The sequence below is a fragment of the Streptomyces sp. NBC_00080 genome (assembly GCF_045041255.1).
GTDB lineage: Bacteria > Actinomycetota > Actinomycetes > Streptomycetales > Streptomycetaceae > Streptomyces > Streptomyces coriariae.
Genome location: NZ_CP108235.1, coordinates 100805 through 114265, shown reverse-complemented (window position 1 = coordinate 114265; position 13461 = coordinate 100805). Strand labels below are relative to the sequence as shown.

General features: G+C 72.2%; 13 protein-coding genes. All 13 read left to right on the top strand.

What is annotated here, in order from left to right; all coding sequences use genetic code 11:
- Window positions 1–59 precede the first annotated feature (59 nt).
- The 13 genes from OHU34_RS00515 to OHU34_RS00455 all read left to right on the top strand — a co-directional run bounded on the left by OHU34_RS00515 (window position 60) and on the right by OHU34_RS00455 (window position 13400).
- A complete protein-coding gene (locus tag OHU34_RS00515) occupies window positions 60–770 on the top strand; it encodes an AAA family ATPase (protein WP_235034844.1) in 711 nt (236 codons plus the stop codon).
- A gap of 25 nt (window positions 771–795) precedes the next feature.
- Window positions 796–1392, top strand: coding sequence for a flavodoxin family protein (locus OHU34_RS00510; protein WP_142270716.1), 597 nt, complete (start codon window positions 796–798; stop codon window positions 1390–1392).
- Window positions 1393–1415: 23 nt separating this feature from the next.
- Entirely contained in the window at window positions 1416–1826 is a 411-nt protein-coding gene (locus OHU34_RS00505) for a nuclear transport factor 2 family protein (protein WP_142270715.1), read from the top strand.
- A gap of 61 nt (window positions 1827–1887) precedes the next feature.
- On the top strand, window positions 1888–2895 hold the full coding sequence (locus OHU34_RS00500; RefSeq protein ID WP_142270714.1) for an AvrD family protein: 1008 nt from the start codon (window positions 1888–1890) through the stop codon (window positions 2893–2895).
- Window positions 2892–3905 (top strand): beta-ketoacyl-ACP synthase III, encoded by a 1014-nt coding sequence (locus OHU34_RS00495; RefSeq protein WP_142270713.1) that lies wholly within the window; start codon window positions 2892–2894, stop codon window positions 3903–3905. The genes OHU34_RS00500 and OHU34_RS00495 overlap by 4 nt, the downstream gene beginning before the upstream one ends.
- Before the next feature lie 31 nt (window positions 3906–3936).
- Window positions 3937–4185 carry an acyl carrier protein gene (locus OHU34_RS00490; RefSeq protein WP_142270712.1) on the top strand — a complete coding sequence of 83 codons (249 nt, stop codon included), beginning with the start codon at window positions 3937–3939 and terminating at the stop codon, window positions 4183–4185.
- A gap of 72 nt (window positions 4186–4257) precedes the next feature.
- Window positions 4258–5484 carry a methionine adenosyltransferase gene (gene metK / locus OHU34_RS00485; protein ID WP_142270711.1) on the top strand — a complete coding sequence of 409 codons (1227 nt, stop codon included), beginning with the start codon at window positions 4258–4260 and terminating at the stop codon, window positions 5482–5484.
- Between the two features lie 158 nt (window positions 5485–5642).
- Window positions 5643–6623 (top strand): carbohydrate kinase family protein, encoded by a 981-nt coding sequence (locus tag OHU34_RS00480; RefSeq protein WP_142270710.1) that lies wholly within the window; start codon window positions 5643–5645, stop codon window positions 6621–6623.
- Between the two features lie 215 nt (window positions 6624–6838).
- Window positions 6839–7702, top strand: coding sequence for a methylenetetrahydrofolate reductase [NAD(P)H] (metF, locus tag OHU34_RS00475; RefSeq protein ID WP_405764035.1), 864 nt, complete (start codon window positions 6839–6841; stop codon window positions 7700–7702).
- Between the two features lie 160 nt (window positions 7703–7862).
- Window positions 7863–8777, top strand: coding sequence for an aromatic prenyltransferase (locus OHU34_RS00470; protein ID WP_142270708.1), 915 nt, complete (start codon window positions 7863–7865; stop codon window positions 8775–8777).
- Between the two features lie 206 nt (window positions 8778–8983).
- Window positions 8984–9472 carry a hypothetical protein gene (locus OHU34_RS00465; protein ID WP_142270707.1) on the top strand — a complete coding sequence of 163 codons (489 nt, stop codon included), beginning with the start codon at window positions 8984–8986 and terminating at the stop codon, window positions 9470–9472.
- A gap of 481 nt (window positions 9473–9953) precedes the next feature.
- Complete coding sequence (locus OHU34_RS00460; RefSeq protein WP_235034843.1) at window positions 9954–11477, top strand: DHA2 family efflux MFS transporter permease subunit; 1524 nt, start codon at window positions 9954–9956, stop codon at window positions 11475–11477.
- Window positions 11478–12197: 720 nt separating this feature from the next.
- Entirely contained in the window at window positions 12198–13400 is a 1203-nt protein-coding gene (locus tag OHU34_RS00455; RefSeq protein WP_142270705.1) for an acyltransferase, read from the top strand.
- Window positions 13401–13461: the final 61 nt, after the last annotated feature.

Genomic DNA, 13461 nt, shown 5'->3' with positions numbered 1-13461 from the left:
ACGGCGGCCCGGACCCGGTCCGGACCGCCGCCCGAGGACCCGTCACCACTGGAGCACTCGTGAAGATATCCGTATCCGGCACCTACTCCTCGGGCAAGACCTCCACGGTGATGGCCTTGTCGCACTACACCGGCGTCCCGCGCAGCCTGGCCCGGACGATCCGGGGCATCATGCCCGAGGCCCTGCCCGGCCTGAAACTCGCGGAGGTGACACCGCCCCAGTTCCTCCAGCTCACCCTGCGCCGGCACACCGGCCGCGCCGTGCAGGAAGCACTGCTGGGGGACAACTTCATCTCCGACGGCTCCTCCCTCCAGGAATGGCTGTACGGGGCGGCCCGGGTCAAATACGGCATGAACCCGAACGCCACCGCGGACGGCCAGGAACCCCCCGCGGCACAGGACCCCCAGGAGATGGCCTTCTTCGCGCAGGTCGTCGAGCAGTACGGACAGGCGTTCAAACAGCACGTCAAAAGCACCTACGACGCCTACGTCCACCTGCGCCACGAACTGCCGATCGCCGCGGACGGCCACCGGCCGATGAACAACCAGTTCCGCGCGACCATCGACACGATGCTGCTGGCCACGCTGGAGGAACTGCGGATCCCCTACCACGTGGTCGGCGGCACCATGGCGCAGCGCTTGGAGACCACCGCGGGGATCTTCGGCCTGACGCCGGTCATGAGCACCGCCGAAGCCATCGAACTGGCCCGCCAGGAGTACGGCCGGCAGGACTTCCGCATGGAGACCGAGCGGATTTCCGGCCGGGCGTGAACCCCCTGCCCCGAGGAGAACACCGATGCACCAGCCACCCCAAATCGCCGTCGCCTACCACTCCGGCAGAGGCCACACCGAGGTGCTGGCGCAGGCCGTACGGGCCGGCGCGCAGGCCGCGGGCGCCGAGATGACCATGGTGAGCGTCGACGCCATGGACGACGCCAAATGGGAGAGCCTCGACACGGCCGACGCGATCGTGTTCGGCGCACCCACTTACATGGGGTCGGCGTCGGGCAAGTTCCACGCCTTCGCCGAATCGACCAACAAGCGCTGGGCACGCCAGGCCTGGAAGGACAAACTCGGCTCGGGCTTCACCCTCAGCGCCTGCAAGGCGGGCGACAAGGACTCCAGCCTCGGCTACTTCGCGACCCTGGGCGCCCAGCACGGAATGATCTGGGTCAGCCTCGGCCTACTCCCGGGCTGGCACCTCAGCCACGAGAGCGAGAACGACCTGAACCGGCTCGGGTACTTCAACGGCGCCGCCGGGACCCTGCCCGGAGACCTGCCCCCCGACGCCGTGCACAAAGCGGACATCGCCACGGCCGAACACCTGGGCCGGCGCGTCGCCGAGCAGACCGCGGCATTCCTCGCCGGACGCGCGGCACTGACCCACCGATAGCGGACAAGCACCGAGAGGGCGACATGACGACACCGCAGCGGTCCACCGGAGCGGTCCTGGACGCGTTCTTCGAGAAGTTCGGGGCCGGCGACCTGCCGGGCCTGCTGGAACTGTTCGCCGACCACGTGGACTTCCGCGTCCAGGGAAGCCCCCACGTGCCGTGGACCGGCACCCGCACCACCAAGGCGGAGATCTCCGACTTCTTCCAGATCTTCCCCAAGGTGCTGACCGGACCACAGAGCTTCACCCTCACCGCGCGCCTCGTCGACGGCCCCGACGCAGTGGTGACGGCCGAGTCCGTCTTCGAGGTCCTGGCCACCCGCAAGAGCTTCACCAACAGCTACGCCCTGCACCTGCGCGTCGAGAACGAACGGATCACCCGGTACCACATGTACGAAGACAGCTACGCCATCGCCGAAGCCTTCGCCCGATGACCACCCCCCCGCACTGAACGGCGGGGCGGACAGCGGCTCTTCGTCGAGACAAGGAGCGCCTGTGCCATCCCTGGAACTAGCCTCCATAGACGACTTCCTCGGCCCGCGAGACAGCCGGTTCCTCGGCGAGGGTTTCAAGCGGGTCGAGCGCTCCCTGAACGATCTCACCGTATCGCCGGGAGACGAAGGCGTCGGAGGGATCCAAGCCACCGCCCGCATCGCCATACCGGGCCTGTGGTCGCGCAAAGGAGAACAGAGCCCCCAACCCCATCTGAGCACCATCGACGCCATGCTCTTCGGCGCCCAGCTCACCGGCCTGTACGCGGCCCACACCCTCGGGCTCACCCCCGACGCCCGCTTCACCGTGCAGCGCGTCGACCTGAAAGCCGGCGCCCGCCCCGACGAGGACCACCTGGAGGCGGTCCCGGTCAGCGGCCGCCTCGTGGCCGCGCAGCGCGCCGGCGAGGAATGGGCGACCACCCTCGACTGCCGGATCGGCTCACTGACGGCCAGGGTGCACGCCCGGCACAGCCCCGGCCGCACCCTGGCCCGCACCGACCGCGTCTACGCCGGCGCACGGGAACTGGCCGGCCCCTGGAACCACACGCCGTACGGCATCTCCCACCACGCCCGCCGGCAACTGCTCACCGGGGTCCGCGTCAGCACGGACGACCAGGACGACCTGCGGGCCACCGCCCGCGTCACACTGGCCCGCGACCCCGCACACGCCGTCCCGCCGGACGCCCCGGCCACCATGATCGACGCCTTCGTCGCCGCCCTCCAGCTCGGCCAGGTCCTGCTGTACACGCTGGACGGCATCGACCGCGCCCACAGCAACAACCTGTGGATGCGGCGCACCCGCGTCACCGCCGGCCCCGCCCTGCCGCGACCCGCCGACGAGGTGAGCGCCGCCCTGGAGCAGACCATGCTGCTGCCCTCCCCGGTCGGCACCTGGCGCACGGCCGAGGTGGTCGGCAGCCTGCACGGCGTCCAGGCCCGGGCCGGCGTCGGCCACCTGCTGCCCCAGCCCTCCCTGTCCGCCGCCTCCCCGGGAAGGAGCGGCCGATGACCGCCCGCGCCGCCGTACTGACGGGACTGGGCGGCTATCTGCCGCCCCGCACGCTCACCAACGAAGAACTCTCCGCCCGGATCGACACCAGCGACGAATGGATCCGCAGACGGACCGGCATCCGCCGGCGGCACGTCGCCGACCCCGGAGTGAGCACCGGCGACCTCGCCGTCGAGGCCGGCCACCGGGCACTGAAGTCGGCCCGCCTGGGCGCGGCGGACACCGTCGACATGGTGATCGTGGCCACCTCGACCCCCGACCACCCGCTGCCCGCCACCGCACCGGACGTTGCGGCCCGCCTCGGCCTCGGCCCCGCCGCCGCCTTCGACATCGCGGCCGGATGCTCGGGCTTCGTCTACGCCCTCGCCACCGCGAGCGCCGCGCTCGTCGCCGGGCACGCCGAACGTGTCCTCGTCATCGGAGCCGAGGTCTTCTCCACCGTCCTCAACCCCGCCGACCGCGGCACCGCGGTCATCTTCGGCGACGGCGCCGGCTCCGTCCTCCTGCGCGCCGGAACCACCGACGAGGCCGGCGCCGTCCTGGCCGTCGACCTGGGCGCCGACGGCACCGGCAGGGACCTGGCCACCATCCCGGACGGCGGCTCCCGCCAGCGCGCCACCGGCCGCGAACCGCAGCCGGACGGCCACTACATCCACATGCGCGGCAAGGAGATCTTCGTCCGGGCCGTCCACGGGATGGAACGCTCCTCGGCCGCGGTCCTGGACAAAGCGGGCTGGGACATCGGCCAGATCGACCATGTGGTCGGCCACCAGGCGAACCTGCGCATCCTGCACAGCCTGGCGCAGCAACTGGGCGTGGACCGACAGCGCGTGGTCTCCCACATCGAAGAAGCGGGCAACACCGCGGCCGCCTCCATCCCGCTCGCCCTGGCCGACGCCGCCGCCCGCGACCGGTTCCGGCCCCACGACCGGCTGCTGCTGACCGCCTTCGGCGCCGGCCTGGCCTGGGGCTCCATCGCCCTGACCTGGCCACCGCTCACCCCCGCCTGACACCCCCCACGACGCCTGGAAAGGACATCCCATGACGATACGGACCGGCATCCAGCCCGAGCCCGTACTCGACGTTCTGAAGACACACTTCGACGTCCCCGCCGAAACGACGGCCGACACCCATTTCGAGAGTCTCGACCTGGATTCCCTGGTCCTGATCGAATTCGCGGTCATCCTGGCGAAGCAGTACGACATCGACGTGGCCGCGGACGAACTGGCCACCGCCGGCACGGCGGCCGGCGTGGCCGGCCTGCTGTCGGCCAAAGGCGCGCACACCTGATCCGGCGCCCCGCACGGCCGCTCATGCCCGCCACCGGCGTGAGTCCACCACCCCCCGTCTCCTGGAGTCGTCATGTCCCGCCGCCTGTTCACCTCGGAATCCGTGACCGAGGGACACCCCGACAAGATCGCCGACCAGATCAGCGACACCGTCCTGGACGCACTGCTGCGCCAGGACCCCGCCTCCCGCGTCGCGGTCGAAACCCTGATCACCACCGGCCAGGTGCACATCGCCGGCGAGGTGACGACCTCCGCCTACGCCGACATCGCCACCCTGGTCCGCCAGAAGATCCTCGACATCGGCTACGACTCCTCCGCCAAGGGCTTCGACGGCGCCTCCTGCGGCGTCTCGGTGTCCATCGGCGCCCAGTCGCCCGACATCGCCCAGGGCGTCGACACCGCCTACGAAGTACGCCAGGACACCGGCCGCACCGGACACGACGAGGACGACCTGGACCGGCAGGGCGCCGGCGACCAGGGCCTGATGTTCGGCTACGCCAGCGACGAGACCCCCACCCTGATGCCGCTGCCGATCGAGCTGGCCCACCGCCTCGCCCGCCGCCTGACCCAGGTCCGCAAGGACGGCACCGTCCCCTACCTGCGTCCGGACGGCAAGACCCAGGTCACCGTCGAGTACGACGGCAGCCGCCCGGTCCGCCTGGACACCGTCGTGGTCTCCTCCCAGCACGCCGCCGACATCGACCTCGACGCCCTCCTCACCCCCGACATCCGCACCCACGTCGTCGAACCCGTCCTGGCCGGGCTCGCCGACGACGGCATCAAACTCGACACCGACGGCCACCGCCTCCTGGTCAACCCCACCGGCCGCTTCGAGATCGGCGGCCCCATGGGCGACGCCGGCCTCACTGGCCGCAAGATCATCATCGACACCTACGGCGGCATGGCCCGCCACGGCGGCGGCGCCTTCTCCGGCAAGGACCCCTCCAAGGTCGACCGCAGCGCCGCCTACGCGATGCGCTGGGTCGCCAAGAACGTCGTCGCTGCCGGCCTCGCCGCCCGCTGCGAGGTCCAGGTCGCCTACGCGATCGGCAAGGCCGAACCGGTCGGCCTGTTCGTGGAGACCTTCGGCACCAGCACGGTCGCCGCCGAGAAGATCGAGGACGCCATCGTCGCCGTCTTCGACCTGCGCCCCGCCGCGATCATCCGCGACCTCGACCTGCTGCGCCCGGTCTACGCCCAGACCGCCGCCTACGGCCACTTCGGCCGCGAACTGGCCGACTTCACCTGGGAGCGCACCGACCGCGCCGACGCCCTGCGCGCGGCGGTCGCCGCGAGCTGACCGCAGGACCGGCGCCCCGGGAACACCCCGGCGCCCGGACCGGCGGGGAGCGGTGGCACCCCGTCCCACCGCTCTCCGCTTTCCTCGCCCGCCGGCCTGCTCGCCGCCCCGGACGCCGGCCGGAAACGTCCCGCCCACAGGCCCAAGGAGCACCTGCCGTGCGTATCGCCGTGACTGGATCGATCGCGACCGACCATCTGATGGTGTTCCCCGGACGCTTCACCGAACAGCTGATAGAAGGACAGCTCGAGCGGGTCTCCCTGTCCTTTCTCGCCGACCGGCTGGAGGTGCGCCGCGGCGGTGTCGCCGCCAACATCGCCTTCGGCCTCGGCCTGCTGGGCTGCGGCCCGCTCCTGGTCGGCGCGGCGGGCACGGACTTCGCCGAGTACGGCGCCTGGCTGCGGGCCGCCGGAGTCGACACCTCCGCGGTCCGGGTCAGCGACACCCTGCACACCGCGCGCTTCGTGTGCACCACCGACGCCGACCAGAACCAGATCGCCACCTTCTACGCCGGCGCCATGGCCGAGGCCGCGGACATCGACCTTGCCGACACCGCCCGCCGCACCGGTCTGGAGCTCGTCCTGGTCGGCGCCGACGACCCCGCGGCCATGCTGCGGCACACCGCCACCGCCCACCGCCTCGGCATCCCCGTCGCCGCCGACCCCTCCCAGCAACTGGCCCGCCTGGACCGCGCACAGGCCCGCCGGCTGGTCGAGGGAGCGACCTGGCTGTTCACCAACGCCTACGAGGCCGCCCTGCTGAAGGAGCGCACCGGCTGGAGCGAGGAGGACATCCTCCAGCGGGCCGGTACCTGGATCACCACGCTGGGCGCCGACGGGGTGAGCCTGGCCCGCGCCGGCGCCCCCCGCCTGCACATACCGGCCGTGCCCGCGCAGAAGATCGCCGACCCCACCGGAGCGGGCGACGCCTTCCGGGCCGGCTTCCTCGCCGCACTGGCCTGGCAGTGGCCGCACGAGCAGGCCGCCCGGCTCGGATGCGCCCTGGCCACCACCGTGCTGGAATCGGTCGGCACCCAGGAGTACAAACTCCTCGCCGCCGACCTGACCGACCGCATCGGCCGGACCTACGGCGATGACGCGGCCCGCGCCGCCGAACCCCGCCTGGCAGACGTGTCATGACCCCCGGCCAGCCCCGCCGCCCCGCCGCCGGCCCGGCAGCCACCACAGCCGCGGCAGGCACCACGGGCACGGCGGGCACCGGGGTGCGGGAACCGGCCCCCGCCCCACGGCACGTGCCGCATCCGGCAGTCCCGCATCCGCTGGGTCCTCGGCTGTCAGCCCCGCGTCCGGCGGTCCCGCCGGCGGGCCGTTCCGGCGGCGCAGGGCGGCCCGCGGTGACGTTCTCCTTCGAGTTCTTCCCGCCGAAGACGGGTGCCGGGGAGGGCACGCTGTGGAAGGCGATCCGCCGGATCGAGCCGCTGCGCCCGGACTTCGTGTCCGTGACCTACGGCGCCGGCGGCTCCTCCCGGGATCGCACGGTCGCCGTCACCCGGCGCATCGCCGCCGAGACGACCCTGCGCCCCGTCGCCCATCTGACCGCCGTCGGCCACCCGGTCGCCGAACTGCGCCACATCATCGGCCGGTACGCCGACGCCGGCATCCGCGACGTCCTGGTCCTGCGCGGCGACCCGCCCGGCGATCCCAAGGGCGCCTGGACGGCACACCCGCAGGGCTTCGCCTACGCCAGTGAGCTGGTCGAACTGGTCCGCTCGCTGGGCGACTTCAGGATCGGTGTGGCCGCGTTCCCCGAGCGCCACCCCCGCTCGCGCGACTGGGACTCCGACATCCGACACTTCGTCGCCAAGTGCAGGGCGGGCGCCGACTACGCCATCACCCAGATGTTCTTCCACGTGGAGGACTATCTGCGGCTGCGCGACCGGGTCGCGGCGGCCGGCTGTGACATCCCGATCATCCCGGAGATCATGCCGGCCACCGACCACCGCCAGATCGCCCGCTTCGCCGAACTCTGCGACGCCTCCTTCCCCGAGGCCCTCGCCGCCCGCCTGCACGCGGCCCGCGAGAACCCGGCGGACGGCCACCGCATCGGCGTCGAGTACGCCACCGCCATGGCCGAACGCCTGCTCGCCGAAGGCGCCCCCGGCCTGCACTACATCACCCTCAACAAGTCCACGGCGGCCCTGGACATCCACCGCGACGTGCTGCGTTCGACGAGCGCGAGGATCCTCCAGTCCTGCTGAGCCCGACACCGGCGACGCCACCGCCCCGCTCCGCCAGGGGCGTCGCGCACGACAAGGCCGGCAAGGACCCCTCCCGCCGGCACCGCACCCCCTCGACAGACCCCGCCATCCGCGGGAGTTTCCGCTGCAAGACAGCAACCCTGGGCACTTGGAGGATGAAATGTCCGAAGCCACTGTGGCCGAAGACGTGTACGCGGCCATCGAGGAATCGTCCCGGCTGGCGGGCATCACCTGCTCGCGCGAGACGGTCTGGCCGGTCCTGAGCGCGTACGAGAAGGCTCTCCCGCAGGCCGGGATCGTGCTCAGCGTGTCGACCGTCGAGCACCCGCCCGCCGACCTCGACTACACCATCACGGTGCCTTCCGGGACCGTCGACCCCTACGCCGTCGCCGTGGCGAACGGCTTCGTCACCGACACCGACCACCCCGTCGGCACCCTGCTCGCGGACATCCAGGCCAAGGTCCCGGTCACCGAGCACCTCATCGACTGCGGAGTCGTCAGCGGCTTCAGCAAGATCTACGCGCACTTCCCCTTCGACCTGCTGGGGCTGGCGCAGCTCGCGGACCTGCCCTCCATGCCGCCGGCGCTGGCCGACAACACCGGCCTCTTCGCCCGCCACCACCTCACCGAGGTGGCGATGACGGGGATCGACTACCAGCGCAAGACGGTCAACCTCTACTTCGCCCACCTTCCCGAGGAATTCCGCACCGCGCGCAACATCCTGGAACTGCACCGCGAGCTCGGCCTGCCGGAACCGAGCGGCAAGATGCTGGAGTTCGCCCAGAAGTCCTTCCGCGTCTATGTCACCCTCGGCTGGGACTCCTCCCGGATCGAGCGGATCTGCTACGCCCCTGCGCCGGTGCGCGGCTGGGACCCCTCACACCTCCCGGTCCCCGTCGAGCCGGAGGTCGACAAGTTCGTGAACGGCTCCCGGCGCACGTACGCCGGTCCGCCCATCGTCATCGCGGCCGTCAAATGGACCGCCGAGGGCCAGTACCTGAACCTGGGGCCGTACTGTCGGCTCTCGCCCCTGATGCGCCGGCTGCTGCAACAGCTCACCGGGCAGCCGGTGTGAGCACCGGCCGCGGTTGAACTCCCGCGGGCCCGTCCCGCACGCCCGGCCGCCGCCACCGGCGCAGGAGTGCCGGTCGAGCGAGGGTCGGGCAGGCGGCGAGCGGGGGGGCGAGGCTGATGTTCTACATCCCGACCCGACCGGCGGCCGCCCGCCCGGACATCGGTCTGTGCACGCGAGCCCCTGTCGCCATGACACCGGAGGGAACAGTGTCCGAAACCACCGAAACCACCGCGACCGACGCGGAGTCGACCGCCCTGAGCGCCCTGGGGGGCGCACTCGCGCAGGCCGGGGCGGCGTCACTGACCGGGCAGCGCGAGCGGATGGCCGAGGAACTCCTGCGGGCCTCCCTGGCGCAGTGGGAGGACCCCCAGGTCAGGCCGCGGCTGCTCGAGGGCCTGCTCGCCGCGCTGACCAGCGAGGCGGGTGCGGCCCGGATGCGCGACTTCATGGCCTCCCCGTCCTCCCCGATCTTCAGCCAGCTGGGCAAGGCGCTTGGGGTGCCGCAGGCGCTGGACATCAACCAGGTCGCGGAACTCCTCAAGGTGCCGGCGCTGAACATCAACGCGGCCCAGGCCCAGGTGTGGGGCCTGGTCGTCCTGCGCTACCTCGTGGAACTCGAGCCGGTCGCGTCGGCGACGGCGGACGACATCGTCGACGTCTTCGCCCCCACGATCCAGCGCTACCTGGTCGGCTAGGAGGCGGCACCGGGCCCGGCGCCCCTCTCCCCGCCCCCGCGTCCACCGCCCGCCCGTCCGCGGCAGCCGCCCGGACGGCCCGGCCCGCAGCCCGGAGAACGCCCTCCCCCTCACCCGCCCGACCCGCAACACCCCGGCCGTGCACCGCGGATGCTCCCGGCACGGGCCCTTTCGCAGCACGTCTCAGGTGCCGGGCCGGCGGGGTGGACCGCCGGCCCGGCCTGCCGGTCCCGGACCCCGCCCCGCCCCGCGCCGCCCGCGCGCAGCGCGAAAAGGCCCTCGCGAACGGATCCCGGGCGGCCGTCCCGGGCGGCGCCGCGGCCATGAGAGCGGTGCGGGCCTCACATTCCGGGGTGCCGCGTCGTCGTAGTACAGACCCCGTACGGCGCGCGCACCGGCACGGCGGTCGGCAACGTCCACCCGGCGGCCCCCTGTATTCGCGGCCGCTGATCATCCGAGGAGACGCAAGGCAGTGACTACCGTGGGCAAAGAATCGCATGGCGGGGCCGTCGCTCCCGCCAGTGCCGACCCCCGGCGTTGGCTGGCGCTGACCGTGCTGGCGGCCATGCAGTTCATGCTCGTCATGGACATCACCGTGGTGAACGTCGCCCTCCCCGACATCCAGAGCGACCTGGGCTTCTCCCACAAGGGACTGGCCTGGGTGGTCAACGCCTACGTGCTGGTGGCCGGCGGGTTCCTGCTGCTGGGCGGGCGGCTGGCCGACATGTTCGGCCGCCGGCGGATGTTCATGGTCGGCGTGCTGGTGTTCGGCGTGTCGTCGGCCGTCTGCGGCGCCGCCACCGAATCCTGGATGCTGGTCACCAGCCGCTTCGTGCAGGGCCTGGGCGAGGCGCTGGCCGGCCCGGCGGCACTCGGCCTGATCCCCGTGCTGTTCACCGAACGCAAGGAACGGATGCGGGCCCTGGGCATCTGGGGCGGCCTGTCGGCGGTGGCCGGATCGGTCGGCTCGGTCGTCGGCGGAGCCGTGACCGACCTGGTGAGCTGGCGGTGGATCTTCTTCATCAACGTCCCCATCGCAGTGGCCGCGCTGATCATGGTGGGCCGCGTGATGTCGGAGAAGCCGGTGGCCCGCGACGGCCGCCGGCTCGACACGGTCGGGGCCGTCACCGCCACCACCGGCCTGGCCGCGGTGGTGTACGGGCTGTTGCAGGCCGCCGACCATCCGTGGGGCTCCGCACGCGTGCTGCTGCCGCTGCTGGGCGGGATCGCCCTGCTGGTCCTCATGGTCGTGTGGGAGGCACGCACTGAGGACCCGATGATCCCTCTGCGGTTCTTCGGCAACCGCACCCGGGTGACGACCAACGTCGTGACCGTAGCCATCTTCGCCGCGTTCTTCACCTACATGTTCCTGTTCACCCTGTACGTCCAGCAGGTGCACGACTACTCCCCGATGAAGACCGGCCTGGCCTACATCCCGCTGACCGTCACGGCGCTCGCCGGCGCGGGCGTGGCCACCGTGCTGATGCCCCGCGTCGGAGTGAAGGCGGTGATGGCCACCGCGTTCCTCGGCGGCGCCGTGGCCCTGTTCGTCGCCGCCGCCGGCCTCGCCCCCGACGCCTCCTTCGTCGGCGGGTTCATGCCCGGGCTGCTCCTGTTCGGCTTCTGCAACGGCCTCGCCTACCCGGCCCTGATCAACGGAGCACTGCACGAGGTCACCGGCCAGGACTCCGGTCTGGCCTCCGGCGTCCAGACCGCCATGCAGCAGGTCGGCGCGGCGCTCGGCCTGGCCACCCTGGTCCCCTTCGCCTTCCGCTACGCCAGCGACCACATCGAGGACGGAACACTCCCGCAGGTCGCGCAGACCGACGGATACGCGCTGGCGTTCCGCATCGGCTCCGGCGTCTTGGCCGCCGGAGCCCTGTTCATCCTCGCGCTGCTGGAGAAGGTGAACACCGAGATGCGCGACCCGATCGCCGAAGCCGCCGAAGCGGCCACCGGCCAGGCGCAGGCCGAGGAGCCCACCGCCACCGGAGCCGGCAGGTGAACCGCGCGCGGGCCGGGGCGCACCACCCCGCCGCACCGCCGCGGCGGTGCGCGCAGCACCCCTCGCACCGCCGCGCCGCGGACGCGGGGCCACGCCGGGCGGCGTGGCCCCGCGTCCGCGCCGCACCCGCCCGCCGCACCACCGCGGGGCAGTGACCCGCGTCACTTTCAGGGGCCCTTGGCGCGGAGCTACGGCCCGTGTCACTATTCCGGTACGTCAGCCCTGCCTGGAGAACGCCCCACACCGGTGGGCTGAGCGCCGTACCGGCCGGTTGCCGCAGGCGAGACCGAGTCCCTGCCCGTACCGCACCGGATGTCCTCCCCTCCCTTTCCCGCACGCCGTGCTGCGCGTTTTCGTGCTGCGGGCCCCGGGGGAGTGCCGTGGCACTCTGAGCAGCCGTGCGGGGCCGGCCCGGCTCGTGCCGCGCCCCCGCCGCGCGACCCGCGGCCGCCGCACCCGCACCCGTATTAGGTCACCCGGCCCCCATCGGGCACCGCCCGCCCGTCATGCCATGCCCCCGCCCCCCTTCGCGCGTGCGACAGGCATGCGCGGAGGCGGAGTTCACCGCGGCGGGCGCGCACCCGTGCCCAGGCCGCACCGCGCACGTCCCCGCCCGGCGCCTGCCCGCCCGACACCACCGGCCGTGCGGCGCCCTCCCCGCGAACGCGCCGCACGCCGACCGCTCAGCAGGCGCCTCTTCCACCGAAAGGCAGTACGCCGATGGCAGACCGAACAGCCGCATCGACCGTCAGCGGCCCACCACAGCGCAGGCAATCACTCCCCTCGCTCACCGGCCTCAGGTTCCTGGCCGCCATGCTCGTGTTCCTCACCCACGCCACGCTGCTCGCGGGCCCCCTGCGGCCGACCGCCCCGATCAGCTTCTTCAACGACCAGGACATCGCCAAGGCGCTGGCCGACTTCTTCCAGTTCGCCGGCCCCATCGGGGTGTCCTTCTTCTTCGTCCTCAGCGGCTTCGTCCTGACCTGGTCGGCGACCCAGGGAGACCCGGTCACGGGGTTCTGGCGGCGCCGGGTACTGAAGATCTACCCCAACCACATCGTCACCTGGGCGCTGGCGATGTGGCTGTTCGCCTCCTCCAGCCCGGTGCACGCCTGGCTGCCGAACCTCCTGCTGGTGCACAACTTCAGCAACCGGCCCGAGACCGTGTCCAGCGTCAACCTCCCGGCCTGGTCGCTGTGTTCGGAAGTGCTCTTCTACGCGCTGTTCCCCCTGTTCATCGTCCTGGTGCGGCGCATCGCGCAGCGCAGGCTGTGGCTGTGGGCCGCCGCGATGGTCGCCGGCGTGGCGGGCGTGACGCTGGTGACGCGGTTCATCCCCGGCGGTGTCCCGGTGCCGGGATACGGCCTGACGACGAACCAGCTGTGGTTCAGCTACGGGTTCCCGCCACCGCGCCTGTTCGAGTTCGTGCTGGGAATGATCCTGGCGCGCATCGTCGCCGCGGACCTGTGGCCGCGGATCGGCCTGCTGCCCTCGGCGGCCCTCTTCGCCGGCGGATACTGGGTCGCGCTCGCCGTCCCGAGCCCCTACAACTTCAGCCTCGCCACGATCGTCCCGGTCGGCATGATCATCTGCGCCGCGGCCACCTCGGACCTGCGGGGCAGCAGAGGCTGGCTCAGCAGCCGGACCATGGTCTGGTTGGGCAGCGTCTCCTTCGCCTTCTACCTCGTCCAGGGCCTGGTGATCTTCTACGGCCGGCCCGAGGTGTTCGGCGCCCGCACCTACGACACCCTGCCGGCCCTGGGCATGCTGAGCGTGCTGTTCGCGGCGAACCTGCTGGCCGCATGGCTGCTGTTCAGCCTGGTGGAACAGCCGGTGATGCGCCGCTGGAGCCGCAGCAGGAAGCGGCCCGCGCCGGTCGCACCCCGCAGCACCGAATCCGTGCCGGCCGGCGGATCCGTCTGAACCGCGCCCGGCGCGCCGGCGCACCCCGGGCACCGGCACACCGCGGCGCCCTCCTTCCCAG